Annotated in this window: 25 protein-coding genes and 1 pseudogene; 5 read left to right on the top strand and 21 right to left on the bottom strand. The window is 50.3% G+C overall.

Annotated features, from left to right (window positions below; genetic code table 11):
* Positions 1–49: 49 nt before the first annotated feature.
* From ACE41H_RS00610 to ACE41H_RS00540, 15 genes are all read right to left on the bottom strand, one after another.
* Entirely contained in the window at positions 50–868 is an 819-nt protein-coding gene (locus ACE41H_RS00610) for a response regulator transcription factor (RefSeq protein ID WP_375352540.1), read from the bottom strand.
* Positions 843–2,753: a cache domain-containing sensor histidine kinase gene (locus ACE41H_RS00605; protein ID WP_375352538.1), complete on the bottom strand. Its 1,911-nt coding sequence runs from the start codon at positions 2,751–2,753 to the stop codon at positions 843–845. The genes ACE41H_RS00610 and ACE41H_RS00605 overlap by 26 nt, the downstream gene beginning before the upstream one ends.
* A 158-nt stretch (positions 2,754–2,911) precedes the next feature.
* On the bottom strand, positions 2,912–4,561 hold the full coding sequence (locus tag ACE41H_RS00600) for a type 2 periplasmic-binding domain-containing protein (RefSeq protein WP_375352536.1): 1,650 nt from the start codon (positions 4,559–4,561) through the stop codon (positions 2,912–2,914).
* 24 nt (positions 4,562–4,585) lie between these two features.
* Positions 4,586–5,473, bottom strand: coding sequence for a carbohydrate ABC transporter permease (locus tag ACE41H_RS00595; RefSeq protein WP_375352535.1), 888 nt, complete (start codon positions 5,471–5,473; stop codon positions 4,586–4,588).
* A gap of 16 nt (positions 5,474–5,489) precedes the next feature.
* Positions 5,490–6,479, bottom strand: a complete 990-nt coding sequence (locus ACE41H_RS00590) for an ABC transporter permease (protein ID WP_375352533.1) — start codon at positions 6,477–6,479, stop codon at positions 5,490–5,492.
* A gap of 171 nt (positions 6,480–6,650) precedes the next feature.
* Positions 6,651–7,001, bottom strand: coding sequence for a hypothetical protein (locus tag ACE41H_RS00585; protein ID WP_375352532.1), 351 nt, complete (start codon positions 6,999–7,001; stop codon positions 6,651–6,653).
* Positions 6,971–7,540, bottom strand: coding sequence for an NAD(P)-dependent oxidoreductase (locus ACE41H_RS00580; protein ID WP_375352531.1), 570 nt, complete (start codon positions 7,538–7,540; stop codon positions 6,971–6,973). The genes ACE41H_RS00585 and ACE41H_RS00580 overlap by 31 nt, the downstream gene beginning before the upstream one ends.
* Before the next feature lie 328 nt (positions 7,541–7,868).
* Positions 7,869–9,359 (bottom strand): UxaA family hydrolase, encoded by a 1,491-nt coding sequence (locus tag ACE41H_RS00575; RefSeq protein ID WP_375352530.1) that lies wholly within the window; start codon positions 9,357–9,359, stop codon positions 7,869–7,871.
* 18 nt (positions 9,360–9,377) lie between these two features.
* Complete coding sequence (locus tag ACE41H_RS00570; protein WP_375352529.1) at positions 9,378–10,847, bottom strand: tagaturonate reductase; 1,470 nt, start codon at positions 10,845–10,847, stop codon at positions 9,378–9,380.
* Between the two features lie 88 nt (positions 10,848–10,935).
* Entirely contained in the window at positions 10,936–12,312 is a 1,377-nt protein-coding gene (locus ACE41H_RS00565) for a glycoside-pentoside-hexuronide (GPH):cation symporter (RefSeq protein WP_375353132.1), read from the bottom strand.
* A 32-nt stretch (positions 12,313–12,344) separates the two neighbouring features.
* Positions 12,345–13,760: a glucuronate isomerase gene (gene uxaC, locus ACE41H_RS00560; RefSeq protein WP_375352527.1), complete on the bottom strand. Its 1,416-nt coding sequence runs from the start codon at positions 13,758–13,760 to the stop codon at positions 12,345–12,347.
* Positions 13,761–14,019: 259 nt separating this feature from the next.
* On the bottom strand, positions 14,020–15,510 hold the full coding sequence (locus tag ACE41H_RS00555; protein ID WP_375352526.1) for a UxaA family hydrolase: 1,491 nt from the start codon (positions 15,508–15,510) through the stop codon (positions 14,020–14,022).
* A 1-nt stretch (position 15,511) separates the two neighbouring features.
* Positions 15,512–17,008, bottom strand: coding sequence for a tagaturonate reductase (locus tag ACE41H_RS00550; RefSeq protein ID WP_375352524.1), 1,497 nt, complete (start codon positions 17,006–17,008; stop codon positions 15,512–15,514).
* Positions 17,009–17,029: 21 nt separating this feature from the next.
* A complete protein-coding gene (gene uxaC, locus ACE41H_RS00545; RefSeq protein ID WP_375352522.1) occupies positions 17,030–18,457 on the bottom strand; it encodes a glucuronate isomerase in 1,428 nt (475 codons plus the stop codon).
* Between the two features lie 257 nt (positions 18,458–18,714).
* Positions 18,715–19,362, bottom strand: coding sequence for an NAD(P)H-dependent oxidoreductase (locus tag ACE41H_RS00540; protein WP_375352521.1), 648 nt, complete (start codon positions 19,360–19,362; stop codon positions 18,715–18,717).
* A 164-nt stretch (positions 19,363–19,526) separates the two neighbouring features.
* On the opposite strand from ACE41H_RS00540, the gene ACE41H_RS00535 reads away from it, so the two are divergent.
* Positions 19,527–19,847 carry a winged helix-turn-helix transcriptional regulator gene (locus tag ACE41H_RS00535; protein ID WP_375352520.1) on the top strand — a complete coding sequence of 107 codons (321 nt, stop codon included), beginning with the start codon at positions 19,527–19,529 and terminating at the stop codon, positions 19,845–19,847.
* Here the strand turns inward: ACE41H_RS00535 and ACE41H_RS00530 are convergent.
* Together ACE41H_RS00530 and ACE41H_RS00525 are read right to left on the bottom strand one after the other, a co-directional pair.
* The gene (locus ACE41H_RS00530) at positions 19,801–20,133 is read right to left on the bottom strand and encodes a hypothetical protein (protein WP_375352518.1); all 333 of its coding nucleotides are present in this window, start codon (positions 20,131–20,133) and stop codon (positions 19,801–19,803) included. The two genes, ACE41H_RS00535 and ACE41H_RS00530, sit on opposite strands and share 47 nt — an antisense overlap.
* A 233-nt stretch (positions 20,134–20,366) precedes the next feature.
* The gene (locus tag ACE41H_RS00525) at positions 20,367–21,110 is read right to left on the bottom strand and encodes an SDR family oxidoreductase (RefSeq protein ID WP_375352516.1); all 744 of its coding nucleotides are present in this window, start codon (positions 21,108–21,110) and stop codon (positions 20,367–20,369) included.
* A 185-nt stretch (positions 21,111–21,295) separates the two neighbouring features.
* Between ACE41H_RS00525 and ACE41H_RS00520 the strand changes: the two genes are divergently transcribed.
* From ACE41H_RS00520 to ACE41H_RS00510, 3 genes are all read left to right on the top strand, one after another.
* Positions 21,296–21,865, top strand: a complete 570-nt coding sequence (locus tag ACE41H_RS00520) for a TetR/AcrR family transcriptional regulator (RefSeq protein WP_375352514.1) — start codon at positions 21,296–21,298, stop codon at positions 21,863–21,865.
* Positions 21,866–22,184: 319 nt separating this feature from the next.
* A complete protein-coding gene (locus ACE41H_RS00515) occupies positions 22,185–22,367 on the top strand; it encodes a hypothetical protein (protein ID WP_375352512.1) in 183 nt (60 codons plus the stop codon).
* A gap of 15 nt (positions 22,368–22,382) precedes the next feature.
* Positions 22,383–22,637, top strand: a complete 255-nt coding sequence (locus ACE41H_RS00510) for a hypothetical protein (RefSeq protein WP_375352510.1) — start codon at positions 22,383–22,385, stop codon at positions 22,635–22,637.
* A gap of 7 nt (positions 22,638–22,644) precedes the next feature.
* Here the strand turns inward: ACE41H_RS00510 and fosB are convergent, their stop codons facing one another.
* The 4 genes from fosB to ACE41H_RS00490 form a co-directional block, all read right to left on the bottom strand.
* A complete protein-coding gene (gene fosB, locus ACE41H_RS00505) occupies positions 22,645–23,064 on the bottom strand; it encodes a metallothiol transferase FosB (RefSeq protein ID WP_375352509.1) in 420 nt (139 codons plus the stop codon).
* 437 nt (positions 23,065–23,501) lie between these two features.
* On the bottom strand, positions 23,502–23,642 hold the full coding sequence (locus ACE41H_RS00500) for a phosphotransferase-like protein (protein WP_375352507.1): 141 nt from the start codon (positions 23,640–23,642) through the stop codon (positions 23,502–23,504).
* Between the two features lie 290 nt (positions 23,643–23,932).
* On the bottom strand, positions 23,933–24,346 hold the full coding sequence (locus ACE41H_RS00495) for a MerR family transcriptional regulator (protein ID WP_375352505.1): 414 nt from the start codon (positions 24,344–24,346) through the stop codon (positions 23,933–23,935).
* Positions 24,347–24,392: 46 nt separating this feature from the next.
* A complete protein-coding gene (locus ACE41H_RS00490; RefSeq protein ID WP_375352503.1) occupies positions 24,393–24,791 on the bottom strand; it encodes a VOC family protein in 399 nt (132 codons plus the stop codon).
* Between the two features lie 569 nt (positions 24,792–25,360).
* On the opposite strand from ACE41H_RS00490, the pseudogene ACE41H_RS00485 reads away from it, so the two are divergent.
* Positions 25,361–25,839, top strand: a pseudogene (locus tag ACE41H_RS00485) (VOC family protein); the annotation flags it as partial.
* Positions 25,840–26,069 lie beyond the last annotated feature (230 nt).

The raw sequence follows: 26,069 nt of genomic DNA, 5'->3' as shown, positions 1-26,069 counted from the left end.
TTTGTCTCTTCCATTATAACCACGGCTTGCAGTCAAATGCCACTATGTGCTAGCGTTCAGGCAAACCGCCGAAGCCGAACCTATCTCCGCTCCTGCGCAAAGCATGATACCTTACCCGGTATTCCTGCGGAGTGATGCCCTCCTTTTCCCTGAACACCTTGTTAAAATGCTTGGCGCTCTCAAAGCCGACGGCTGCCGCGACCTCATAAATCCTGAACTCCGTACGCTCCAGCAGCTCTTTGGATTTATGAATCCGCACATTTCTCAAATATTGGACAAAGCTTACCCCGGTATAGGATTTAAAGGCATGGCTGAAATAGGTGTAATTTAACGATATGAGGTTGGACACGACCGCCATATTCAAATTCTCCTTGTAGTGCTTATGAATATATTCGACGGCCCGGTCCAGCTCATACGACCTCCCCCGGCCGCCTTCTTTTCCCTGCCTGATCACAGCCTGCGGCGCTTCCCTTTCCCTGCTCGGCAGCTCCCTTGCATGTATCGTGTGCTCCATCTCCCTCAGCATGGTGAACAAGTCCTCCCGGATGACCGGTTTGAGCAAATACTCCTTGGCGCCGCAGTGGATAGCCTCCTTGGCATACTGGAATTCGCCATAACCGCTAAGCACGGCAACGAGCGGCCTGGGGCGTAAATTACGCAGCTGGCGCATCAATTGAATGCCGTCCATTTGCGGCATTCGGATATCTGTAATGACGATATCCACACGTTGCTCATTGACCTGATTCCATGCCTGCCGTCCGTCCTCGGCTGTATAACATTCGAAGTCACCAGGGAATTCCCGCTCGACCATGGCCTTTAAGCCAAGCCGGATATTTTTCTCATCATCCGCAATCAGCAGCCTGATCATCCTGATCACCTCCCTTGGCGAGTATGTTCTGAGGGAGCACCATATGCACGGTTGTCGAGCTTCCCTGCCGGCTGTCAACATGAATGCCGTAGTCTTCTCCGCAGTGGAGACGGATTCTTTTCTGCACATTCCGCAGACCGATTCCTTGGGTCGAGGATCGGCTGGCAGCGTCCATTGGTCGCTGAAGCTCCTCATCTCCCGTTCGGAGCGCCGCATTCACTTCATTCAATCTCCATTCCGGCATGCCTGTGCCGTTATCTGTGATCAGAATATGCAGGCTTCCGTCATGCTTGCCTGCCTGAATACGAACCGTAAATTGCTTCTTTCCAACATGCTCGGGCTTCCAGCCATGCTTGACAGCATTCTCCACAATCGGCTGCAGCGACATCTTGAGCACGCTGTGGGCAAGCAGCTCTTCCGGTACGTTCACTTCCAGCCTTAGCCTGTCATCATACCGGATGTTCATCAGCGCCATGTAGTTGCGGATATGACGGAGTTCATCCGCCAGGGTGACGAAGTCGGCAGACCATTGAAAGCTGTAGCGCATCATGGAGCCAAGGGAGGTCAGCGCATCCGACAGCGGGTATTGGCCCTGCACCTCAGCCATCATCTTCAGATTTTCCAAGGTATTATACAGAAAATGCGAGTCGATCTGATTTTTGAGCGAATTAAGCTCGGCTTCTTTGGCTGCCGCCTGTTTCTCGACGGCCTCGGCGATTAGCTCCTTGATCTTACTCAGCATTCGGCGAAAATGGCGTGCCAGTTCGGCGATTTCACCTTGGCCGTAGACCGGAATACGCACCGTAAAATTTCCTTCATGCGCCTGCTTCATGGAATCACGAAGCGTGGTGAGCTGCCTTAATATAAGCGCATGCAGACCATATGAAATCAGCGACAGGAAGGCAATCAGCACAACAACGATGACGACGAGTTGATTGCGCCTGCCGCGAATGTCGGACAAGACCGGCTCCAGCGACACGACATTGACCAGATAAACGTCAGGCCCGTCGATCGTTCTGTACAATCCGAGATATGGCTGGCCCTTGATGGAAAAGCGAATGCTTCCCCGCTTACTCCCTGCGTGCATCCGCAGCTGTTCCCTGACCGCCACTGCCGTGATGCTGCCGGGCAGTATGCTGTCCGGGTGGAAGTAAGCCTCCCCATCACGGCTGAAGACCAGCATCCGGGATTCCCCATTCTGCAGGCTGCCGAAGGTTTTGGGTGAAAAATCCTCCAGCTCCATATCGATCTGCACGATACCACCCTTCACTCCTTCCGCGGCCTGTACTTCTCTTAACAAAGAAATATAGGATGCCTGTTCCAGACTACCTGCCTCCCCAGTCCGCAAAATATCCTCAGGGCCGCTGTATATCTCCCACCATGTCATCCCGTTCCGCGCACTGACCTTGGGCAACCAGTGCTTGTCGTAGATTCGCTCCTCCCGGAAAATGACAGGCCATATTTCCTTGACATGGGGATTGTTCGTAAACAGCCGGATATGCGATACTTTCGGGTTGCTGTAAAGCAAATGCTGAAGATTGGGAAAGGTATTCATATTAAAATTAACCAATTCTTCCGCCTCCAGCTCCCTGCTGCTGGTTAAATAATTCAGCACTGCGCGGTCCGAAACCGCGAGCTGGGCGGTCCGCTCCATAATCTCCATGTTATTCAGAATATCCTTCAACTCGCTGTCCAGAGCAAACTCGTTTTTTCTCGTCATCTCCAGCAGCGTATTATTGTACAGCTGCTGGAAGGTGTAGATGGAAAAAAGCACGACAGGAACCAATATGACACCGATATATGCAGCGATCAGCTTGATCTGCAGTGGCAATCCGCCCACGCTGATGACTAACTTACCGATCATTTTCCGTATGACAGCACGCATGACATCACTTCCGGCATCTCATTTATGGAACCACCCAGGGAAAGCAGGCAGCAGGCACATCCTCTCATACCAACTCGAAAAATCCCGACATAGCGGGATTTTTCGAAAAGGTGTACAACCTGTATAAAACAGCAGGCTGCACGTCCTAACATATATGGTTATTGCGCAAAAGCCTCTATCTTTTTCTGATTTTCCGCGAAGGCCTTTGCCTGATAGGCTTTTACTTTATCGTAGCCCGCCTCGTCGCGATCCTTCAGGAACTCCGCGAACAATTGGTCAAACTCGCTGTCCGATGAAGCCAACAGCAGCTTTGGCAGCGTTCTGCCCCAGGCCTGATCGATTTTGCTGTTGGCGATTCCTTCCTCGGAGGTTCCGGTAGGATTCGTATTATCATACTGCGAGAAGCTGTGTGTTTTGCCTTTGGTCCAGTCCTCCGGCTGCTTGGCAGGCTCCACGCTCGGCGGCGCCCATTTCAAATTCATATTCGTATCCATCAGCATCCAGAAGGTAAAGGAAGCTCCGTATTTTTTATCAAATGCCGTCCGGTCCTTGTTCAGCAGGTCCAGCACCTCAGGCTTGAACGTTTCCTTGCCGTCCACCATGTCCCAGGTTACGCCTTCTTCACCCATATAAAGATCCCTGTTGCCTTCCTCGCTGATCAGATACGTCAGGAATTCGATTGCCCGCTCCTTGTCTTTCACGTCTTTGGAGATGAGCGTCAGCGTCCAGCCCGAAATGCCTGGACCTGCCAGTGTCGGAGGGTCCAGCTTGCTGTTGGCCGGTCCGTCCACCGCAATATATACGGAATCCGGATCGTTGACATAGCGGGAGATCTGCTGATTGCCCATATCGGAGCGCTGATACAGCATGGCGAAATAACGGCCCTGAGCGATTTTCTCCTCCATCTGCGGACGCTTGTCGATAAAGATGTCTTTGGCCAGCAAGCCCATTTCATTGGCCTTCCGCAGCGTTTTCAACCATCCAATATACTCCGGATCAGTCATCCTGTCGTTGAGCTGGCCGTCCTTTTCGTAAGGAACAGCAAGAAAATTCAGCAGGTAATCTTTCAGGGAATAGTTGCCTGTGTCCGTGAATTCATGAAGTCCAAGCGGGATCAACGGCTGTCCGTTAACCTCCGGAAACTTCTCCTTTGCATCCTGAAGCGCTTTCAGGAAACCGTCCGGCGTTCTCATGTCCGGCTTGCCAAGAGCTTCATAGATGTCCTTGCGCACCATAAACGTTTGGTTGGATACAAAGTTCTGACCATATTTTTTATAATCCTGCGGCGAGGAGGACGCGTTTGGATAACCGTAGATGTTGCCATCCGGCTGCTGGTACCATGAAACCTTGGCCGGATCGGACACCTTCATGAAATACGGGTCGTATTTTTCCGCCAGCTTATTGAGTGGCAGCACCATCTTGCCTTCGATCATTTTTTTGACCGCATCCTCGCCCCAGCCCAGGGTGATAAAGTCCGGCAGTTTGCCGGAAGCTATCATCGTGTTCAGCTTCTCATTTTCGTTGCCGGCTGGTACGATGAAATTAATGTTGACACCCGTTTTCTTCGTCACGTACTGGGAGGTGGCATCCGCTCCCCACTTGTTGGGAAACCAGGAGAAGTTCAAATACCAGTCGAACGTAATCGGCTCTGTATCCGCTTTCCAGCCCGGCTCGTCGGCCGTCGTCGGTGTTTTGGGTTCATCCAGCGCTGCCGGTGTGGAGCTGCCTCCTCCTCTGGATGTGCAAGCCGATAACATGAACACTGTAATCAATGCCAGAATGCCTGCCCGCCATTTGCGTGTGAACATCTATACATCCTCCTTCTGATCTGCTTACCCTTTGATCGAACCGATCATCAGGCCTTTCACGAAATACTTCTGCAAAAAAGGATACGCCAGCACGATCGGCAGCGTCGTCACGACCATGGTCGCCAGCTTGATCGACTGCGAGGTCACCGTCTGTGCAGCCAATCCCGGAACCGCCGCCATCATCTGGTTGGAGCTGGATTGTGCTACAACCCGGTACAGAAATGTCTGAATCGGCTGGAGATTGGTATCGTTTATATAGATCATGCCTGTGAAATAGTCATTCCATTGATACACGCCATGAAACAGTGCAATGGTTGCCACCACTGGCATGGAGCAGGGCAGCACGATGCTGTGAAAAATTTTAAAATCATTCGCCCCGTCCATCTTCGCCGCTTCCTCCAAAGCATCAGGCAGCTCACGGAAGAAGGAAACAAAAATAATCAGGTCAAAAAAGCTGAACATCGCCGGAATAATATACACCCAGAAGCTGTCCAGCAGCCCGAGGTCCCTGATCAGCAGGTATGTCGGAATGAGACCGCCGCCAAAAAACAGCGTAATCGTGCCCACAATCATATAGAACCTGCGCCCGATCAACTCCTTGCGTGAATAGGCATAGGCCACCATAGCTGTAAAAAAGACATGTACCACCGTTCCGATCAGCGTCTTCGCCACTGTAACCCCCATGGCGGTCATGATGCCGCTGCTGGCAAATACCGCCCGGTAGTTGTCCAGGCTGAATACCCTCGGCACCCAGAAGATGCCCCCTTGCATGGCATCCGCTCCATCATTAAAGGAATGCACAAGCACATACCAGATCGGATAAAGGGTCAGGAAACAGATGATCAGCATCATCACATTGTTAACCGCATCGAATACAGCCTCTCCCGCCGTCTTGCGCCGCAGAAACGACATCTATTCCATCCTCCTTTCAGAACAGCGATGTATTGTTGAGCCGTTTGGTAACACCGTTGGCCAATAGCAGCAGAATGAGCGCCACGACCGCCTTGAGCAGGCCTACAGCGGTAGAATAGGAGAAACGGCCCTGCTGAATGCCAACCTGATACACATACACGTCGATTACACTGCTCGCGCTCTCATTCAGTGAATTGCGCAATACGAGGATCTGGTCGAAATTCGAATTTAAAATACCACTGACCGCAAGGATGAACAGAATGGAAATTGTGCCTTTAATGGACGGCAGCGTAACATACCACATTTTCTGAAACCGCCCGGCTCCGTCAATTGTCGAAGCCTCATACAGATCCGGAGAAACTCCCGCCATGGCTGCCAGATAAATAATGGCTGACCACCCGAGCTCCTTCCAGATATCCGAAGCGATGACAATGCCCCAGAAGTAGTCCGGCTCGGCCAGATAAGTGATCGGCTTGTCGATCCACCCCAAGCCAAGCAGCAGCTCGTTTACAAGCCCGGTATCCGACAGCCAGGTGGCAAGAATGCCGCCGAGGATGACCCATGATAGAAAGTGAGGCAGGTATGAGATGGTCTGGATGGATTTCTTGAAGCGTATGGAACGGACTTCATTCAGGAAGAGGGCGAACAGAATCGGCAGCGGAAATCCGATGATCAGCTTGAGCAGACTGATGCCAAGCGTGTTTTTCACAATGTTCCAGAAATTATCGTCCTCCAGAAAGGCCTTGAAATGCTCCAGACCCGCCCAGGGCGCATCCTGAATCGTGCTGATAATATCGAAATCCTTGAAAGCGATCACAATTCCGAACATGGGAAAATAGTTGAAAATCATCATCCAGATCAACCCCAGCAGCGCCATCACCTGCAGATATCGCTGCTCATACAGCTTCCGGAACAGGAAGGCCGCCCCTCTCTTGCGCTGAACGAGTGCTCCCGGCTCTGCGGTACCATCCTGCGGCGCGCCTGCAGTCTTAAATTCGGGATCCATGTGTCATGACCTCCCTTCTCCATTTGTAAGCACTTACATTCCTATTTTATATGCTGCTTGATTCAAATCCTAGGGTTCAAATTTTTGATTCGGTGCTCATTTTTCAGGTAATAGACACCCCGCCTGTATTTCACTTAAAGGTAAGTAAAAAAAATCGGCCTTGCGGCCGATTTAATCTTCCAATCGATAAAGCTCACGTATAGCTGCCATATCTAACCGTCCCAGCCCTTTTTCCTGAGATTTCAGGAATTGTTTTGCGGCACTGTAAAACACGGTGTCCGAGCTTACCGGACCAGCCTCTATGCCATATTTCAAATCTTTGCTTAGAATATCAAGTGAACCGTGTACATCCGTATAATCCCCTTTCACCATCTGGCTTCCTTTGCTTGAGCCAACCAACGAGCCCCAGCCGGTTTGGGATAAAATATCGTTCGTTAGCTCTTCGCTTACATGTAATTGGCCAGCCAAATGCAGCGCCTCTGCATAAGCAGTCAGAATCGTCCCACCCAGCAGGTTGTGCACCAGCTTGAATTTGCAGCCGTCCCCAGTGCCGCCAATTCTAAATATTTTTTGCAAAACAAAGACAGGATCGGCCTCAAACTGTTCAGCGTGTCCATTTCCCCACCAAAAAAAGCGGATAACTCACCGTTTTCAGCGCCGATTTTACTTCCGGTAAGCGGGCAATCTACTGGAGTAACACCAAGCTCCAATAAACGTTGAATCCAATCCGTCATATAGTTTACCGATACCGTAGAGCTTTCAATGGCAAATGTTCCTGGCGCCAGACCTTTAGCTGCCCCTTCCTCTCCAAACCACACTTCCTTGCTCGCATAATCGTCACTTACACAGGAAATGACGATCATTGACTGTAAAGCCGCGTCCTTAGGGGTAAAACATATCGTATCCCTTTCTTGCGCAATGGAATGCAGTACCTCTCGGGTCCGATTATACAAAAATAGATTAATATTATGATGTTTCTGCAAGTTCCGAATCATCCCTTTTGCCATGATTCCTGCGCCGAGAATGGCTATATTTATAGATTCCCCAGCCTTTTCTTCCATCTCTGCCCCTCCAATTCTTCAAATACAAATCCCTCGTCTGCCGATTTAACTATGTATGATTCGTTATCGACTGTGTGCTTAAGCTATATTCTACAATAGACTTTATAATAGGAACCACTCGTCCGGAAGACGCAACTATGAAGAACGGTGTGATCGGTTTATACTATCAGAGAAGAGCCCATTGACCAATTAACCTTGCGGAATTGGAAAGAGCATTTCGAGGGGAATAAAAGCATAATCCCCTGAAAACTCACTGGATATAACCGACCCGATCCAATGTGTTTTCAGGGGATATAAAGCTGTGCTTTGCAAAGTCACGCTGCCCTTGTCACAAGGTGACGCCGTTTTTGAAGATGGCAAGCTCCCGGAAATTGTTTTTCTCGTTATTGACCCATTTGCCGCTCGCCACCTCGATAATATATTGAATGAAGTCCTGCAGCCCTTCTTCGGGACTGACGTCTTCCACCAGCGAGCCTGCATTGTAATCAATCCAGTGCGGCTTCGACCGATAGAGAGGCGTATTGGTGGAGACTTTCATAGTCGGCACAAAGGAGCCGAACGGCGTGCCCCGGCCTGTCGTGAACACGACAAGCTGGCAGCCCGCTGCGGCCAGCGCCGAGGACGCAACGAGATCATTGCCGGGCGCGCTCAGCAAATTAAGGCCCTTCGTGTGCAGACGCTCACCGTATTGCAGCACATCATTGACGGGCGACAGACCCGATTTTTGCGTGCAGCCCAGAGATTTATCCTCCAGTGTCGTAATGCCCCCTGCTTTGTTGCCTGGCGAAGGATTTTCGTACACCGGCTGCTTGTAGTCAAGAAAATACTGTTTGAAATCGTTGATCAGATGCACGATTTTCGCAAAAACCGCCTCATCGACCGCACGCTCCATCAGGATCGTTTCGGCTCCGAACATTTCCGGTACTTCCGTCAGCACGGTAGTGCCGCCCTGCGCGGCCATATAATCGGACAACCGTCCCAGCAGCGGGTTGGCCGTGATGCCTGACAAGCCGTCCGAACCGCCGCATTTCAGGCCGATCTTTAATTCAGACAAGAGCACGCTTTCCCGGCGGTCCTCCTGTGCTGCGGCATGAAGTTCCTTCAGCAGTCGCACGCCTTCTTCCACTTCATCGGATACTTCCTGCGCCACCAGAAATTTCACCCGCTCGGCATCGTAGTTGCCAAGCGCCTCCTTGAACTCCTTCATCGTGTTGTTCTCGCACCCAAGTCCCAGCACCAATACACCGCCAGCGTTCGGATGCTTCACCGTGTCAGCCAAAATTGTCTTCGTATATGCATGATCGTCCCCCAACTGCGAGCACCCGTAATTATGCTTCAACACCAGGGTATTTTCAAAAGGTCCGCTGCCGCCGACTTCCTCATGGTAACGCTTCAGAATCATTTCCGCAATGCCGTTGACACAGCCAACCGTCGGTACAATCCACAGCTCGTTGCGAATGCCGACACTGCCGTCCTTTCTTCTGAAACCTCCAAAGGTCCGCTCCTCCTGCCGGTAAGGATTCGGAAGCAGACGCGGCTCATAACGGTATTCTTCCACCCCGGTCAAATTCGTTTTCACATTATGCGTATGCACATGCTCGCCTGCTCGAATGGGCCTGGTCGCGTGGCCGATTGGATAGCCATATTTCAGCACATGGCCGCCTGCGGCAATATCGTACAGCGCGATTTTATGACCTCTTGCCACGTCCTCACGAAGCACAATCTCGCAGTCCACGATGCGGAGCGGAGCGTCTTTTTGATAATCGCGCAAGGCCACTGCCACATTATCGTTCTCATTGATTCTGATGCTTTCGATCATCTTCGTTACCTCCGACATTTAACTCGCCCGCACGCTGTCACTAACCAAACGGTTCAGCGTTTCCTTCATGCCTTGCGTTTCGATCTGCGCGACAAAACCCGCCGTCAAGTCCGTCAATCCCGACACGTCGTTCAAATCCTTGCCCCAGAAAGCTTCATTGCCAAGAACCTGCTCCGTCAGCCTGCGGACGCCCGCTTCCGCACCGTCGCACGCCGCCCAATGCTCCCGAAACCAGTCGAGCACGTCGGGGTCATCGGCCAGTTCAATGGTTTGTTCGCCTCTTTTTCCTTTATAAAAAGCGATGAGCGCCGCCAGCGAAAATACCATTTTTTCCGGAAGCTTGCCTTGCTTATCGACATACCGCAGCAGTGTAGGCAAATCTCTCGTTTTAAATTTGGACACAGAGTTCAGGGCGATGCTCATGACGTAATGCCGTACAAACGGATTTTTGAACCGTTCCATCACCGCCGCCGCGAATGAGCGCAGTTCGGCCTCGGGCAAATCCAGCGTGGGGATGATTTCTTCCCGAATCAAGGCATCCACGAAAGCGCCGACGGTGTCATGCTCGACCGCCTCCTTCACCGTCTCCAGGCCGTACAAATAGGCTACCGGGGTCAGAGCGGTGTGCGCCCCGTTCAAAATTCTTACTTTTCTCGTCCGGTACGGGGTCATATCGTCAACGACCAGCACATTCAAGCCCGCCTGCTCTACAGGCAGCTCATCCTTGACGAATTGCGGACCTTCGATGACCCATAGATGAAATTGCTCGCCCACCACCACCAAACGGTCCTCGTAACCAAGCTCCGTTGTAATTTCCTCCATCCGATCCTGCGGATATCCCGGCACAATCCGGTCCACCAGGCTGCAGCAGAAGGTATTGGCCTCCTCCAGCCAGGCGGAAAAACCGCTTTCCAGATTCCACAGCTTCGTATATTGCAGGACGATTTTTTTCAATTCCTCGCCATTGCGGTCAATGAGCTCACACGGGATGATGATGAAACCTTTCCCCGGATCACCCTTGAAATACTGGTAACGGCGGTACAGGAACGCAGTCAGCTTGCCGGGAAAACTGCTTTGCGGCGCATCCTCCAGCCGGTCCTCCGGCGCGAAGGTGATGCCCGCCTCCGTCGTGTTGGATATGATGAAGCGCAGCTCGGGTTGGCGGACAAGTGCCTCGTATTCGTTATAGCTTTCATACGGATTCATGACGCGTGTCACACATTCGACAACCGTGTGTTCCTTTAGCGCCTCTCCGTGTTTGATCCCTTCAAGGTACACCGTATACAGCCCGTCCTGCTCGTTCAGCATGCCGGCCATTCCTTGCGGAAGCGGCTGCACAACGACAACTCCGGCGTCCCAGCCCGCCTTTTTGTTCATAACGTCAATTTGCCAGTCCGCAAAACCGCGCAGGAAATTTCCTTCGCCAAATTGCAGCACTTTTTCGGTATAAGCCTTCGATTTATGAAAATCTCTGTTTAATCTTTCCATAAAGGGCTATCCTCCCTACTTTTCTTTTTGCCGTGATTTTAACTTAATGCACACGTTAACATACATGATAAAGATCACATATCATTGCTTATGAATTGCGTGCCTGCAGCTCCTGCACAATCTCCTCATGCTTGCTGTCCGTCAGCTTATACAACAGTCCGATCACCAGCATGGCGATAGCCAGGGCAACGGCAGGATACAAGCACAGCAAGGCTTTAATACCGATCAGGGTGCCGTTCGTCTGCACAACATTCGGTTGATATCCGACCAGCGCCAGACCGATCCCGGACAGGAAACCGGATAGCGACTGCGCCAATTTACGAGAGAAATTAAATAGTGAATAGGTCGTGCCTTCCTTGCGTTCGCCGGATTTCCATTCGCCAAAATCGATGATGTCGGATACGAAAGCCCAGGTAACCCCGTTCGGAATGCTAATGCCGATAAATGACACGCTGGCCAGAATTGTGAACAGAATCACATTGGACGGCAGCAGGAAATTTAGGGTATCCGCAATGACGCTCACCAGCATGCCCAGCAGTGCTGTATTCCGTTTGCCGAAGGTTTTAACCAGCTTGGGCAGGAACAGTACGCCGAAAAAGGAAGAACCGATAATGATGAAATTCATGTACGCCATTAATTCAACATGCCCCAAGTTGTACTCGGCGAAATAAACCAGCATGGCCGACTTGATGTTGTAGGCTGAAATGGTGAAAATCGTCATCAATACAAGTACAAGCAGCGGTTTGTTGCCGAGAAACGTTTTGACGACGACCCCGACCGACAGCTTTTCTTTTGGCCCCGATTGGTTGATAATCCGCTCCGTGGTGCCGCGATAGCAGAAAATGAAGGAGATGATACCGATCAATGACATGATGGCCATCACCACCGGATAGCCCACATGGCTGTTCGGAAAGAGCAAAATGAGCGGCATCACGACCACGCTCGTAACGAACAAGGCGCCGAGCGAGCCTGCCTGCCGGAACGAGGACAAGGAAGCGCGTTCAACCGTATCCTGCGTAATGGAGGCGCCAAGCGAGCCGTAAGGAATGTTGACGAAGGAATAACCGATCCCCCAAATCATGTAAGAGACGTAAGCGTAAATCAGCTTGCCTGCCGGTGAAAGATTGGGAGATATGAACGTAAACACGGTCAAAATGGCCAGCACAATGCTGCCGTAAATCAAATAAGGCCTGAACTTTCCGCGTTTGCTGATATTTTTACGGTAGTCAATCGACGAGCCGACAATCGGATCGCATACCGCCGCAAACAATTTGCTGACCAGGAATATACCGGCTGCCGCCGCGGCGGAAATGCCCGCCACATCCGTAAAAAACTTGAGCAAATACAACTGGCCCAAATCAAACATAAATCCGTTCCCGAAATCCCCTAATCCATACGAAATTTTCTCTTTTAATTGAATATGCTGGCTTGTGCCGCTACCGGTGCCGATCGTGCTGTTCAGCATTGGCGCTCCCATGTAACCCACCCCTTAATTGCTCAAATGTCCACCGGAAAAGCGAAATATTGTTCCGCGTTGTTATAACAAATGTCCTGCACAATGCCGCCAAGCAGCTCCAGATCGTGCGGAGCTTCCCCGTTTTCCGCCCAGGTCCCGATCAGATTGCATAAAATGCGGCGGAAATACTCATGTCTTGTATAGGACAGGAAGCTGCGGGAATCGGTCAGCATGCCGATAAAACGCGACAGCACGCCGACATTCGCCAGCATTTTCATATGCTCCACCATACCGTCGATATGATCGTTGAACCACCAGGAGGTGCCAAATTGAATTTTTCCGGGAATCCCTTTGCCCTGGAAGCTGCCCGCAAGCGTGGCCAGTACAGGATAGTCGTTCGGGTTCAGGGAATACAGAATGGTTCGCGGTAATGTCCCTGCTGCTTCCAGCTCATCCAGCAGCCCCTGCAGCGGACGGGCAATCTCCCCTTCGTTGACCGCATCGTACCCGGTATCCGGGCCGAGCAGGCGGAACATGGCGCTATTGTTGTTGCGCAGGGCATGAATATGATACTGCATCGCCCAGCCGCGTTCGGCATACAGCTTGCCCAGGAACACCAGCGTATAGGTTTTGAATTTGGCTTCCTCTTCTTTGGCGACCTGTCCCTGCTCCAAAGCCTTTTCGTAAATAGCCGACGTCTCTTCAAGCGTCGTTTGGGCATACATCATCGTATCAAGCGCATGGTCGGATACTCGGCCGCCAATGGAATGGAAATAATGCACACAGCTTTCAAGCGCTTTCAGAAAACCTTCATATGTTGCTGTATTTTGTCCACTTACTTCCCCCAGTTTCTTAACCCAGGGACGGAACGTATCGCGGTTGATTTCAACCCCCTTGTCGGGTCGGAAGCTGGGAAGAACAACCGTACCGAAATCCTGAAGCTCCGCGATCTTGGTATGGTAACGCAAATCATCGGTCGGATCGTCCGTTGTGCATACCACTTTTACATTGAATTTGGTAATCAGATCGCGTGCTCCAAAGCCGCTTCCCTGCAGCAGACTGTTCACCTTCTCCCAAATCGCAGGGGCGCTCTTCTCATTCAGCAGCTCGTAAACGCCGAAAAACCGCTGCAGCTCCAGATGCGTCCAGTGGTACAGCGGGTTGCCGATCAGCGTAGGAACCGTCCGTGCCCAGGCCAGAAATTTATCGTAATCGCTGGCTCCGCCGGTGATCAGCTCTTCGTCCACTCCATTAGCGCGCATCAGCCTCCACTTGTAGTGGTCTCCGTACAGCCATGCCTCCGTAATGTTGCTGAACGTTTTATTCTCGTAAATCTCCTTGGGACTCAAGTGACAGTGATAATCCATAATCGGCATGCCTTTCGCATACTGATGATAGAGGGTCACCGCCGTGTCATTGCCAAGTAAAAAATTTTCATCCAAAAACGGTTTTGCCATTTCCTGTCCATCCCTTTCCGCGTATTTCATGCATTTTTGTTAACGTGAACATTTTACATTGTAATTGCTTTAGCACCCATTGCATGTGATATTTATCATGCAAATAATACAGTTCATTTAATATTCGCACTCTGTTACAATTACAGGCTAAAGCGGACAAAAAAACAGGCGCATTCATGGAAAAATTGAATGCACCTGTCGCATCGTTTCCGGGCGGTTAGACCGCAAACCGTTTAAAGACCCATTGGATATCACTTGCTTATAAGGTTACTCCATTTTTAAAGATCGCCAGCTCCCTGAACTGGTTCTTCTCGTTGTTGACGAGCCGGCCACTAGCCACCTCGATGATGTACTGAATCAGATCGCGCACGATCTCCTCCATGCTCGTTCCCTCCAGCAGCACGCCGGCGTTAAAATCGATCCAATGCGGCTTTGCCTGATACAGCGGCGTATTGGTGGACATCTTCATCGTTGGCACGAAGGAACCGAACGGGGTCCCCCGCCCTGTCGTGAAAATAACGAGCTGGCAGCCCGCCGCTGCAAGCGCCGAGGAGGCCACCAGATCATTGCCCGGCGCGCTCAGCAGATTGAGCCCTTTCGTCTGCAGCCTTTCTCCATAATGAATCACATCATTCACCGCAGAAATTCCGGATTTCTGCGTACAGCCAAGCGATTTATCCTCCAGTGTGGTGATGCCTCCGGCCTTGTTGCCAGGTGAGGGATTTTCGTACACAGGCTGATTATAGTCAAGAAAATACTGTTTGAAATTATTAATGAGGTCCACGATCTTTTCAAATACCTGCTCATCGGCGGCCCGTTCCATCAAGATCCGTTCGGCGCCGAACATTTCCGGCACCTCGGTCAGCACGGTCGTCCCACCCTGGGCTGCCATAAAGTCGGACAGTCTGCCCACCAGCGGATTGGCCGTAATGCCCGACAGACCGTCCGAGCCCCCACATTTCAAGCCGATGCTGAGCTCGGACAACGGAGCGGTCTGCCTGCGGTCCCCCTGGGCATTGTGGTGAATCTCGTGCAGCAGCTTTACGCCTGCCTCCACCTCGTCCCCTACTTCCTGGGACAGCAGAAATTTTACCCTCTGCTCGTCATAATCGCCAATAGCTTCCCGGAATTCATCCATGCTGTTGTTCTCGCAGCCGAGCCCCAGCACGAGCACACCACCGGCGTTCGGATGCTTGACGGCATCCGCCAGAATCGTGCGCGTCATGATATGATCATCGCCAAGCTGAGAGCAGCCGTAATTATGCTTCAGCACGAGCGTTTGTTCAAAGGGTGCAATGGACCCCGCTTCTTCCTTGAAGCGGTTAATGATCATTTCAGCGACCCCGTTCACACAGCCTACCGTGGGCACGATCCACAATTCATTGCGGATGCCGACACGGCCGTTTTTCCGGACATAACCCTCAAAGGTCAACTGTTCATTCTTGTAATCATTCACCGCAAGCTTCGGTTCATAATGGTACTGCTCCACCCCGGTCAGATTGGTTTTCGTATTATGGGTGTGCACATGGCGGCCGGGAGCGATCTCCTCTACAGCATGACCGATCGGATAACCATATTTAAGCACATTCTCCCCTGCCTGAATGACAGATAGCGCAATTTTGTGCCCGCGCGGGATATCCTCCACAAGCTTGATTTCCGTTTCCCCAATCCGGATAGATTCATCCCGGCTAAACTCACGCAGCGCCACCGCTACATTGTCCTGCTCGTTGATGCGAATCACTTCCAGCATTTCATCCTTCTCCTTCCTGTGCAGAGATGAGACGGTCCGAGAGCCCGCAAAATTTGACCACAGCCTGGAACATGCCGGAGTCTTCAATCTCATGGACATAATCTGCCATCCGCTCCACCAGCCCTGCCACCGTCCCCAGCTCGCCGCCGCATACCCCGGTATCCTGCAGAATACGGCTCACAAGCTGGCCCGCCGCAGCGCGTGTTCCGTCGTATTGTCCCCATTCTTCCCGGAACAGCTCAAGGACAGCGGGTTCGTCGGACAAATGAATCTGCTCTGAACCACGAATCCCTTTATACAAAACGATTAGTGCTGCGAGCGCGAACACCATTCTGTCCGGCAGCCGTTGCTGTTGCTGCACAGAGCTTAACAAAGTCGGCTTCAGTCTCGCATCGAACTTGGACCATGAGTTCAGCGCAATGCTCAGCAGCTGATGCCGGAGGTAAGGATTCCTGAACCGCTCCAGCACCGAATCCGCATAATCGCGCAGATCCTGCTCGTCGATGTCCAGAACAGGTATAATTTCCTTGCGGATCAGATCTTCCACAAACGCTCCGCTTATTTCGTGATTTACAGCTTCCTCAACCGTATTCAGCCCCATTAAATAGGCCACCGGTGTCAGCGCTGTGTGGGCGCCGTTCAAAATGCGCACCTTTCGGGTCCGATAAGGGCTTAAGTCATCGGTTATGATCACATTGAGGCCTGCCTCATGAGCCGGAAACTCGGCCCGCAGCCAATCCGGCCCTTCGATTACCCACAAATGATAAGGCTCCGCCACGGTCAGAAATGGATCCTGGTATCCCAGCTCGGCCTCCATTTCAGCCGCCCGCTCTTGTGGATAGCCTGACACAATCCGGTCAACCAGGCTACTGCAGAAGAGATTATGTTCACGAAGCCATTGTATAAATTGCTGCTCCAGCCCCCACTTTTCAGCATGCCGCTGCACGATACCCTTCAGCGTCTCCCCATTGCGCTCAATCAGCTCACACGGAATGATAATGAGCCCCTTCGCAGGATCTCCCTTGAAATGCTGGTATCTCCGGTACAGCAGTGCGGTTAATTTCCCGGGAAAGCTGCCCTGCGGCTGGTCCTCCAGCCTGTCTTCCTCCGCGTACATAATGCCTGCTTCCGTCGTATTGGACAGAACAAAACGCAGGTCAGGCAGAACCGCCAGTTCGGCATAAGCCTCATAGTTTGTATAAGGATTAATCCCCTGAACTACCGACTCCACAAGGCTGTACTCCCTTACCGCCTGACCGTCACGGAAGCCTTCCACACAGACGGTGAACAGCCCGTTCTGTTCATGCAGTTGCTGTGCCGACACACCCCCCGGCCGATTCTGCAGCAGCGCCACCCCTGCATTCCAGCCAAGCTTGCCGTTCATCATATGAACCTGCCAGTCCGCGAACGCCCGCATGAAGTTCCCGTCCCCAAACTGGACGATCTTTACCGGATAATTCGTTCTTTCCTGCCTTCCCTGTCTGCTTAAAATGCTCATTGTTCCCCTCCAGTAAGGTGCTTAGCGTTTTAGCACTGCTGTTGCCGGAAATTTAAAATAGGCGACAGCATTGTCATAACAGATGCCCTGGATCAGGCGGCCCAGCAGTGCTTCGTCTTGGGGCGCTTCCCCTTCTTCCACCCAGGTGCCCACCAGATCACACAGCAGTCTGCGGAAATATTCATGTCTTGTATATGATAAAAAGCTGCGGGAATCGGTCAGCATGCCGATAAAGCATGACAGCATGCCCAGATTGGACAGCACCTTCATTTGTTCCAGCATGCCTTCCTTATGATCGTTGAACCACCAGGCGGTGCCGAACTGGATTTTGCCCCGTACCCCGCCGGACTGGAAGCTGCCCGCAAGACTTGCAAGCACGTGATAATCATTCGGATTCAGTGAATACAAAATGGTTCTTGGCAGACCGCCCTCCTGTTCAATGGAGTCAAGCAGCCCAACAAGAGCATTGGCGATCGGACCGTCGTTCACCGCATCGTATCCCGTATCCGGCCCCAGCTTGTGGAAGGCGCTCGTATTGTTGTTGCGGAGGGCATGAATATGATACTGCATCGCCCAATCCAGCTCGGCGTACAGCTTGCCCAGGAACACCAGCGTATAAGACTTGTATTTCGCTTCCTCTTCCGCCGTCACTTTTTCTCCAGACACCGCTTTTGCAAAAATGGCGGAAGCCTCCTCAAGCGTCGTTTCTGCAAACACAACGGTATCCAGCGCGTGGTCCGAGACGCCGCAGCCGATATCATGGAAATAGCGGGCCCGCTGCTCAAGCGCTTTCAAAAATTGTCCGTAATCGGAAATGGCCGACTCGGATACCTCTCCCAGCTTCTGTACCCAGGGAACAAATGTGCTTCTCGCGATCTCAAGCCCTTTATCCGGGCGGAAGCTCGGCAGCACCTTGGTCTGGAAATCCTGGAGCTCCTGAATAGCCAAGTGGTATTCCAGCGAATCGCAAGGATCGTCGGTCGTGCACACGACTTCCACTTTGGACTTGGTGATCAAATCGCGGGCGCCGAAACCTTCCCCTTGCAGCTGGCTGTTGACCTTTTCCCAGATTGCGGGAGCAGATTCCTCATTCAGCAGTTCATACACCCCGAAGAACCGCTGCAGTTCCAAGTGAGTCCAAGCGTACAAGGGGTTGCCGATCATGCAGGGAACCGTCCGCGCCCAGGCCAAAAATTTATCGTAATCATCCGCGTCCCCCGTAATGAACCGCTCTTCCACCCCGTGCGCCCGCATCATTCTCCATTTGTAGTGATCTCCGTACAGCCAGGCTTCGGTCAGATTTTTGAAGCTTTTGTTCTCCAGAATCTCCTTCGGGCTTAAATGGCAGTGGTAATCGATAATCGGCATAGCCTTCGCATACTTCTCATACAGCAGTACAGCGGTATCCGAGTTCAACAGAAATTTCTCATCCAGAAACGGTTTAACCATGCAAAAATTCATCCTCTCCCACGGATAATGTTAACGTGAACATTTTTAAATATAAAATTTCTTACTTTTATTATATGACACACCGGAAGGGAGATTGCAACAAAAATGTTAGCGTTCACATCAAGGATAGGAAATAGGGTAATCAGCGAATAAGTAAAAACCAGACAAAACACGAAAAAAGTGTCTGACTGGCTTTTTTACTGCAGTTCGTAATGTATTCATCCAGGGTTGTGTGACAGTTATCTTCTTAATGTTAGTTAGTGTTTTGCCAAATCAAATGCTAGTGCTTGTCGAGCAGGGCTATTGATCAAGCTGCCTCCTTCGCCCGGTTTCAAGTCAAAAATCCGATCAACAAATTTATTAGCCTCCAGCAATAATGCCTCTCTTCTTTCTTGTGTAATTCGTGGTACCGCATAGAAAATTTGAATTTCCGCATCTGAAAATTCAGCGAACCCGAACAGGTTATCATTTGTCGCATAAATCATATCGATTTGACGGGAAATACGAACATAATCCTCAGATGATCCCGTTGTGAAAATTGTATATGCACGCTTACCCTTAAGACCATATTCCCCCTGAGAAGAACGCAGCAGGCCGGTCGTGAAAACTCGGTCAATGTATCCCTTAATTACAGCCGGGAACCCTCCCCACCATAAAGGTGAAATGATAACGAAAGCATCCGTCCATAATAAATCTTCTTGTTCTTTAACAATTTCTTCCGGTAAAACCTTAGTAACCTTAGCGGCCAGATCGTCAATCCCCATTGTGGGATTAAATGATGTTTCAATAAGATCCTTAACTTTTACATCGGCACCACGAGACTTCAAATGAGAGGTTACTTGATCCAGAATGGCTTTGTTAAAGCTTTTGTTGAACGGATGCCCGTAAAGAATCGTGATATTCATAGTTTCTTTTCCTCCAATAGCTAATTTTTTGACAGCATCAGATTACTAATGTAATGTTATTCCTAAAGTTCGATTATAACAAGTACGATGTTTCATGATATATACTATCTAAAATCATACTATTAGGAAAACTGCTGAATCATTTAACATGGAGGGCACAGCTTATGCCGAAAGAGAAAGAATATACTTCTACCTGTTCGCTTGCGAAGGTTCAGAAAATCATTGGTGGTAAATGGAAATTGGTGATACTGTGGTATTTGTCCCGCGGACCTAAAAGATTTGGAGAAATAAACCGTGCATTCCCTGACATCACTCAAGCCATGCTGACTAAACAATTGCGGGAACTGGAAGAAGACGGTTTTATTCATCGTGAAATTTATAAAGAAGTACCCCCACGTGTCGAGTACTCTCTAACCTCCTTTGGAGGAGATTTTGTGCCTATCCTGCACAGCATTTACGATTGGGGTGAAACCCACTTAAAATGACCGCTGTATACTTAATAAGATTGTCTGCCCCAGCCTTTGGCGTCCCCTCAGTTACCACCTTTGGACTCGCACCAAAATAATTCTTCGGCTTAATGGTCGAGGCAATCGTGCTGCCGCCAACCAGTGCCGCTGATCCAAGTATATTTACCCAATGCTCGGTTGACCAGGCATTTTGGGGAAACGTCGCTTCACGGATCGTTCCGTGAATACCGAGAGTCGCCCAGTTCGCGAAATCCTCCGGGGAGTCCAGCCACTTGTTCGCACGGTCCTCATACCCCTCCCACATCCCCTTCGGAATGCCGCCTGTCCAGTAATTGTTATAAGCAGTGAAAAAAGCAGCAGGGCCTCTATCAAGTCACTGCTGCTCTCATTTATAAAACACATATAAAATACAGCGGCCAATAAGGCCTTAAATCTATCAGGTTCAACCCACGCTTGCTCAACAGATTGGTATCTTTACCACCAACCGAAGCATAATGTCTAAATTACCGTCTGTTCCCCGGCTTCGCTTCTTCTCCCCTACATTGGCTGCACGGTAGGCCTAATCACGATCTCATTCACCGAGGTATCGGCAGGTTGATCGATGGCGTAGATGATTGCTTTGGCGATCCGGTCGGGAGAGATACTCATGCCGCGCATCATTTCCCCTAATTGCTTCACCCCGGGGCTGGTGACGCTGTTCACCAATTCCGTATCCACGATCCCCGGAGCAATAATGGTGGAGCGGATCCCCGATTCTGGCGATTCCTCCTGACGCAGCCCCTCCGCGATCGCCCGGACGGCGAATTTGGTCGCGCTGTAGACGGACGAAGTGGGGCTAACTACATGCCCGGCGACCGAAGACACGTTGATGATGTGACCCGATTTCTGTTCCCGCATAGTGGGCAACACCGCTGCGATGCCGTAGAGCACGCCTTTCACGTTCACGTCGATCATCCGGTCCCATTCCTCGACGCGTAGTTCGCTAAGCTGTGACACTGGCATGATGCCAGCATTATTCACCAGCACGTCCACCCGGCCGTATCGGTCCATCGCAAACTGCGCAAGCTTCCGCATCGCCTCTGCGGAAACCACATCCGCCTGAAAGGAAACCGCTTCTCCCCCTGCCTCGCGAATTTCATCCACGATTTGCTGCAGCCGTTCTTCTCTTCTCGCTGCCAATACAACCTTTGCGCCGTTCGCAGCCAATAACTTCGCCGTAGCTTCCCCGATGCCACTGGAGGCACCTGTAATGATGACGACTTTCGCTGCTATATTTTCCAATGTAATACACTCCTTCTCAGTATAGATAAGCACGCATTTTATTCAACTCATGTTGATTATATAGCGTACGTTGATTATTATTATATTGAGCTCAAATCAGAGTTCAATCGTTAATCTACGCGGGTTTGTGGTATACTCAACAGTCCGCGCGAAATTGTCCATTACTGAGAGGAGGCCGTGTAAACATGAAGACGGTGCCGAGAATTGATCGACGTATCATCAGAACCAAGGAAGCGATCACCAAAGCGTTCCTGGAGCTTTTTGCTGAAAAAAACCTTGAGCAAATCACCATCAACGACATCGCAGATCGGGCCAATGTAAACCGGGGGACCGTCTACTTGCATTATAACGATAAATACGACCTCCTGGATAAGCTGATCGACGACCATTTGAACCAGCTCATTGCCTTCTGCGACCCAAGCGGTGATACCCCTATCGTCAGCGAGCTTTTGCCGGTATTCTTGTACATTCGGGATCATTTCCTGTTCTTTGGCGCTATGCTGTCCACGACAAGAGCGGTCGTATTCCGCCACCGCCTATTGGAGTTCGTGTCGGTCAACGTCCAAGACAAACTGGATCAGCGCAACACCCATTCGGAGATTGACCATGTGCTGAACGCGCAGTTCGTGGCATCGGCTTTCGTAGGTCTCGTCGAGTGGTGGATTCAGCACAACATGCCACATCCGCCAGAGTTTATGGCGGACCAACTGTGGAAGCTGTTTGAGAAAAACGAGGTGTTCCCGGCGCAAAAATAAAGCAGACACACGACATCATCAAGCGCCCCGAGCACTCTTACGCATCCATCCCTCTTCAACTCATCATACCCACTTAGATGCAAAACCTGTAATCTTTGCATCCCACGGCAAACATCTGAATCTTTAGCTAAAGCTGTTGAAACACTAATGAGTTGGCTAATATTTTTGTGTAGTGGCTAATTTGAGGTGATTAAAATGCGGGTTACTTCAACTGATATGCAGGGCGATTTCGGAAGGGATTTAAAGTTTTCGGAAGCCAATGAGGACATCATCGTAACAAGAAACGGCAAGGATGCAGCTAAATTAAGCGCTTTCGGCAATGGCGACGAAAACCATCCTTAGAGAGGAAGCAACGAGATATGGAGTCAGCAGCGGTTGGGTGACCTACCAGGAGTTTCTGGAACTGATAAAAGCTTCGGAACAACGTTTTGAGCTTACCGACGGCATCGTGTATAACCTCGCCTCCCTTCGCACAAGCACCAGCATACCGTACAAGAACTGATTGGCACGTTTTACAATGGGTTTAAAGGAACACCTTGTACACCGCCTGACTTCCCCGTTCGATATCACGTTGGAGAAAGAGCAAACGAATATGGGTGTCGTTCAACCAGATTGGGTTGTCATTGTGGAATCACAGCTATTCAAGAGTCTGCCCGTTCCGATGCCGGATCTCTTCCGCCTGATTTGGAGCCTTGCAGGTCACTCCGCCTCTGCCCGCAAGCAAAGAAGCCATTTTACGCCAGAGATATTTGCCGATGGACCGATGGTCTGAATGAGTTTTAATCATAAAATGTCATATGCGTTTTGTCCGCCTGGTAATATGCCAGCCGGTCCTCAAGCGTGCCTGTATGAAATTCGAACAAATGCCCGTCCGGGTCCAGAAAGTAAATCGACTTCTTGTCACGCAGGTCCCGTTCGCGGCCCTCCAGTATCTCCACTTCAAGCGCAGTTAAACGCTGCAACAGGTCATCAAAATCTTGTTCGTCGACTGTAAATGCTGTATGGGTATAGGAACGTGGCCCCGGCTCCCGCTGAATATCTTCCTGATTAAGGGCCACCCAAAGCCCCCCAATGTCGAAATAAGCCAACTTTCTTCCTTTGACCAACAGCTTCCCATCGAATACCTGCTCATAGAACCGGACAGACCGCTCCAGATCCGATACGGAAAAGCATAAATGGTTAATTTGCTTCACTTTCATACTCTCACTTCTCTCTGCAGTTTTCTGCACTACGCTTATATTCAAGTCTCCCTTCCTGTGCGTGATAACCAGAGACCCCAGGAAAGTGAAAACCATATCAGAGCAAAATCTATATCAGTCACATACTGGCTAATATAACAGACAGCGGATACGCTGTTTTTTAATTTGGACGGTGAAACGGGATAGAAAAAAGTACATACACGCTGACACTCACATGTGCACACTGCCAAGGCCGCTGCTGCATCCGCCGAGGAGCTATTTCCATCTACGCTTCTGAATAAGGAGCGACATCTTCCAACCGTTTTGCCCATTCAACTCGCTCCGAATTTCAATCCACGCTCCTATGTAAGGAGCGACAGCGACCCAATTGCGGCCTTGTAGCGCAAGGGATTATCCCCACAAAAGTGCGAATCCCTCTTTTCTTGATTATATTCTTGTCACCATTCCAGTTCCTCTTTCGAGCAAGTTACTCCTACAAAAAGTACAGGATGATCGATTATTAAATCTAGACATGTATTAAACCTCTCATCATTATCATTTACTGTATCTACAACTACATTCATCCCTTTTGCCGACATAAATTTTATGTTTAACTATCGTTCCCGTTAGTCACACATGCGGGCAATCAGGTTTTCCCGGAAAACGCCCATGTCTTATTCAAACCTTTCCTTCCGACCGACGCAGCGACCCGACCAGCTCTACAAAGTGACGGTATTGGTCAAACGCCGCGCAGGCAGGACTCAGCAGCACCGTGTCGCCCGATGCAGCCAGCTTGTACGCCTGCGCCACAGCCAGGTCTTCGCAACGGGAAAATAGGTGGGCCCTTCCCGGGATCAATATAACATATTGAGAACGATCAGAATTGATTTTATCCGGGGGCGCAGGCTGTATTGTTTACGTTCGGATTAACAAGAACCTCGTTATAATTGGAAATTTTGTAATCAATAATCCTTTGTGTCTCCATTAATCGGTCAATCTCGTTCTGAATTTTGTTCTTGTGTTCAATTAGAATAGAGACTCTCTGAGGGATTGAGATTTTACCCTTCTCATAAAGTTTGCGGAAATGCTTCATTTCTTCCAGTGTCATTCCGGTTGCTTTGAGTCTCGTCAAAAAAACCATGCCTTCCAATTGTTGCTTGCTGTACGTTCTGTGCCCCCTTGCTGTGCGGTCAGCATGCGGGAGCAAGCCGATTTTCTCGTAATAGCGGATCGTATCTTCTGACAAACCCGTGAACCCAGCCGCCTGTTTAATGGAGCTTACGGTTTCAGAATCGTCGATCATTGCCGCACCTCCTGACGTCATCAACGATTTGCGGTACGAGTACGAATCAGTCATGAGTCTTCAAAGCTGGCTGATACAATTCCAGATGTTCTCCGTCTGGCCCCTTAAAGAAAATGAATCTTGTCCCATTTCCCACAGTTATAATGCTCTCATTAATAAAGGTTACACCTAGCCCTGCAATGCGAGCGACTTCTTCTTCAATATCTTCCACAGTGAACGCCATATGATTCACGATTCCCTCATTTGGCAGCTCTGAATTTGCTCGTTCAACCAATTCGATGATGAGATCCGTTTCCTCAGGAAAACCTAAAAATCCAAGTCGTATATCAGGATTAGGTTGACGTATTTCCTTTAACTCCATACCAAGAACTTTTCCGTAAAATGCAGCACTTTCATCAATGCTTCTCACCACAACGCCTACATGCTCCAGCTTTTGAACTCCCATTATTTTCGCGCCCCTTAGAGGTAGAATTACTTGCTGAATATTATGTTAGCACTTGGAGTACACTCCAAGTCAAGAGCAAGATATACTGTCCGGTTCGATGTCTCGCAGGCATCGGACTTCGAATAATCAAATGATTACAAGCACAGGAGGTTTTCCCTTGTACGTGCATTTAAGCAGAGTTCAGTACATTTGAACAGTTGTGTCATCGTCTCGTTCAAGTACCAGCTCATCAGTTAGATGAATGTGAATGTTTAACCCGTCAACTACCAAAACCGTTCGGCTTATGAGGCCAAACCTGTTCCGTTTCGAATCAAGACCATGGTGGAGGAAATATCTTTCGGATCGCCATTTTCAAACCCGAGATCAGACTCATCATATTATGACGGAAATCATCCCACTTCAGATCTCTAGTTATTCCCAATATAATTCAGTGAGTACCTCACCTTCGGAACTACTGGTGCCTATTTTATCCACGCTCCTATGCAAGGAGCGACAGCGGCCCAATTGCGGCCTTGTAGCGCAAGGGATTATCCCCACAAAAGTGCGAATCCCTCTATACAAGGGCAAACGGGGATTATACCCGAAACGGGACGCCTAACGGATATACCGCGATTACGCCGTTTATCGTGGTGAACAATCCGGCTGAAGCAATCGCCTTTTACGAGACTGTTTTTGGGGCAAAAAGAAAAGTATAACAGAAATGAACGATAACGGCAACAAAATCGTCGTTCATGCGGATATCGATCTTGGCAACGGTTTCCTGCAGCTGGGCGCCGCCAACCCTGCGTATCGGTTGGTTATGCCGCCGGGAGACGGCAATGCATGTTATTCGCTCGGGATTTACGTTCCCGATGTTGACCAGACCTTTGCCCTGGCCATAGCCAACGGAGCAACGGTCAGAGAGCCGGTCACAAACTTTGTTTCCGGAGACCGGTACTGCAGCATTCTCGACCCGTTTGGCATCAGATGGTCAATCATGACCCGAATTGAGGATCTTTCGGAGGAAGAAAGCTACCACAGAGTCGCCGAATGGAGCAAAAGCCTGTAAGCTTACTCTCTGAATCCGACATGAGGAGTAATGTTTTGAAAAGGTTGATTAACACCACGATCCGGACGCTTTGCACCATTATCCCGTTCGATCAGGTCACCGAGAAACAGACAAGCCGGGGTAAAGGGATATTTCGGTAGATAAACGGACAGGTACGAGATCATTAGACGGGTGTAGGACAAAGAAGCAGGTTTAAGAGAAGGAAGCGAGTTTAGGAGACATAAAGCCAA

Origin of the sequence: Paenibacillus enshidis (assembly GCF_042136365.1) — a bacterium.
GTDB classification, from domain to species: Bacteria; Bacillota; Bacilli; order Paenibacillales; family Paenibacillaceae; genus Paenibacillus; species Paenibacillus enshidis.
Note: the sequence above shows the minus strand (reverse complement) of the source record. Positions and strands in the feature narration are given on the sequence as shown.

What these genes read in the sequence shown, in the direction of transcription:
- ACE41H_RS00610 (WP_375352540.1), bottom strand. Translation starts at nt 868, where the DNA reads ATGATCAGGCTGCTGATTGCGGATGATGAGAAAAATATCCGGCTTGGC.
- ACE41H_RS00605 (WP_375352538.1), bottom strand. Translation starts at nt 2,753, where the DNA reads ATGCGTGCTGTCATACGGAAAATGATCGGTAAGTTAGTCATCAGCGTG.
- ACE41H_RS00600 (WP_375352536.1), bottom strand. Translation starts at nt 4,561, where the DNA reads ATGTTCACACGCAAATGGCGGGCAGGCATTCTGGCATTGATTACAGTG.
- ACE41H_RS00595 (WP_375352535.1), bottom strand. Translation starts at nt 5,473, where the DNA reads ATGTCGTTTCTGCGGCGCAAGACGGCGGGAGAGGCTGTATTCGATGCG.
- ACE41H_RS00590 (WP_375352533.1), bottom strand. Translation starts at nt 6,479, where the DNA reads ATGGATCCCGAATTTAAGACTGCAGGCGCGCCGCAGGATGGTACCGCA.
- ACE41H_RS00580 (WP_375352531.1), bottom strand. Translation starts at nt 7,540, where the DNA reads ATGGAAGAAAAGGCTGGGGAATCTATAAATATAGCCATTCTCGGCGCA.
- ACE41H_RS00575 (WP_375352530.1), bottom strand. Translation starts at nt 9,359, where the DNA reads ATGATCGAAAGCATCAGAATCAATGAGAACGATAATGTGGCAGTGGCC.
- ACE41H_RS00570 (WP_375352529.1), bottom strand. Translation starts at nt 10,847, where the DNA reads ATGGAAAGATTAAACAGAGATTTTCATAAATCGAAGGCTTATACCGAA.
- ACE41H_RS00565 (WP_375353132.1), bottom strand. Translation starts at nt 12,312, where the DNA reads ATGCTGAACAGCACGATCGGCACCGGTAGCGGCACAAGCCAGCATATT.
- uxaC (WP_375352527.1), bottom strand. Translation starts at nt 13,760, where the DNA reads ATGGCAAAACCGTTTTTGGATGAAAATTTTTTACTTGGCAATGACACG.
- ACE41H_RS00555 (WP_375352526.1), bottom strand. Translation starts at nt 15,510, where the DNA reads ATGCTGGAAGTGATTCGCATCAACGAGCAGGACAATGTAGCGGTGGCG.
- ACE41H_RS00550 (WP_375352524.1), bottom strand. Translation starts at nt 17,008, where the DNA reads ATGAGCATTTTAAGCAGACAGGGAAGGCAGGAAAGAACGAATTATCCG.
- uxaC (WP_375352522.1), bottom strand. Translation starts at nt 18,457, where the DNA reads ATGGTTAAACCGTTTCTGGATGAGAAATTTCTGTTGAACTCGGATACC.
- ACE41H_RS00540 (WP_375352521.1), bottom strand. Translation starts at nt 19,362, where the DNA reads ATGAATATCACGATTCTTTACGGGCATCCGTTCAACAAAAGCTTTAAC.
- ACE41H_RS00535 (WP_375352520.1), top strand. Translation starts at nt 19,527, where the DNA reads ATGCCGAAAGAGAAAGAATATACTTCTACCTGTTCGCTTGCGAAGGTT.
- ACE41H_RS00530 (WP_375352518.1), bottom strand. Translation starts at nt 20,133, where the DNA reads ATGTGGGAGGGGTATGAGGACCGTGCGAACAAGTGGCTGGACTCCCCG.
- ACE41H_RS00520 (WP_375352514.1), top strand. Translation starts at nt 21,296, where the DNA reads ATGAAGACGGTGCCGAGAATTGATCGACGTATCATCAGAACCAAGGAA.
- ACE41H_RS00515 (WP_375352512.1), top strand. Translation starts at nt 22,185, where the DNA reads ATGGCGACGAAAACCATCCTTAGAGAGGAAGCAACGAGATATGGAGTC.
- ACE41H_RS00510 (WP_375352510.1), top strand. Translation starts at nt 22,383, where the DNA reads ATGGGTTTAAAGGAACACCTTGTACACCGCCTGACTTCCCCGTTCGAT.
- fosB (WP_375352509.1), bottom strand. Translation starts at nt 23,064, where the DNA reads ATGAAAGTGAAGCAAATTAACCATTTATGCTTTTCCGTATCGGATCTG.
- ACE41H_RS00500 (WP_375352507.1), bottom strand. Translation starts at nt 23,642, where the DNA reads ATGTCGGCAAAAGGGATGAATGTAGTTGTAGATACAGTAAATGATAAT.
- ACE41H_RS00495 (WP_375352505.1), bottom strand. Translation starts at nt 24,346, where the DNA reads ATGATCGACGATTCTGAAACCGTAAGCTCCATTAAACAGGCGGCTGGG.
- ACE41H_RS00490 (WP_375352503.1), bottom strand. Translation starts at nt 24,791, where the DNA reads ATGGGAGTTCAAAAGCTGGAGCATGTAGGCGTTGTGGTGAGAAGCATT.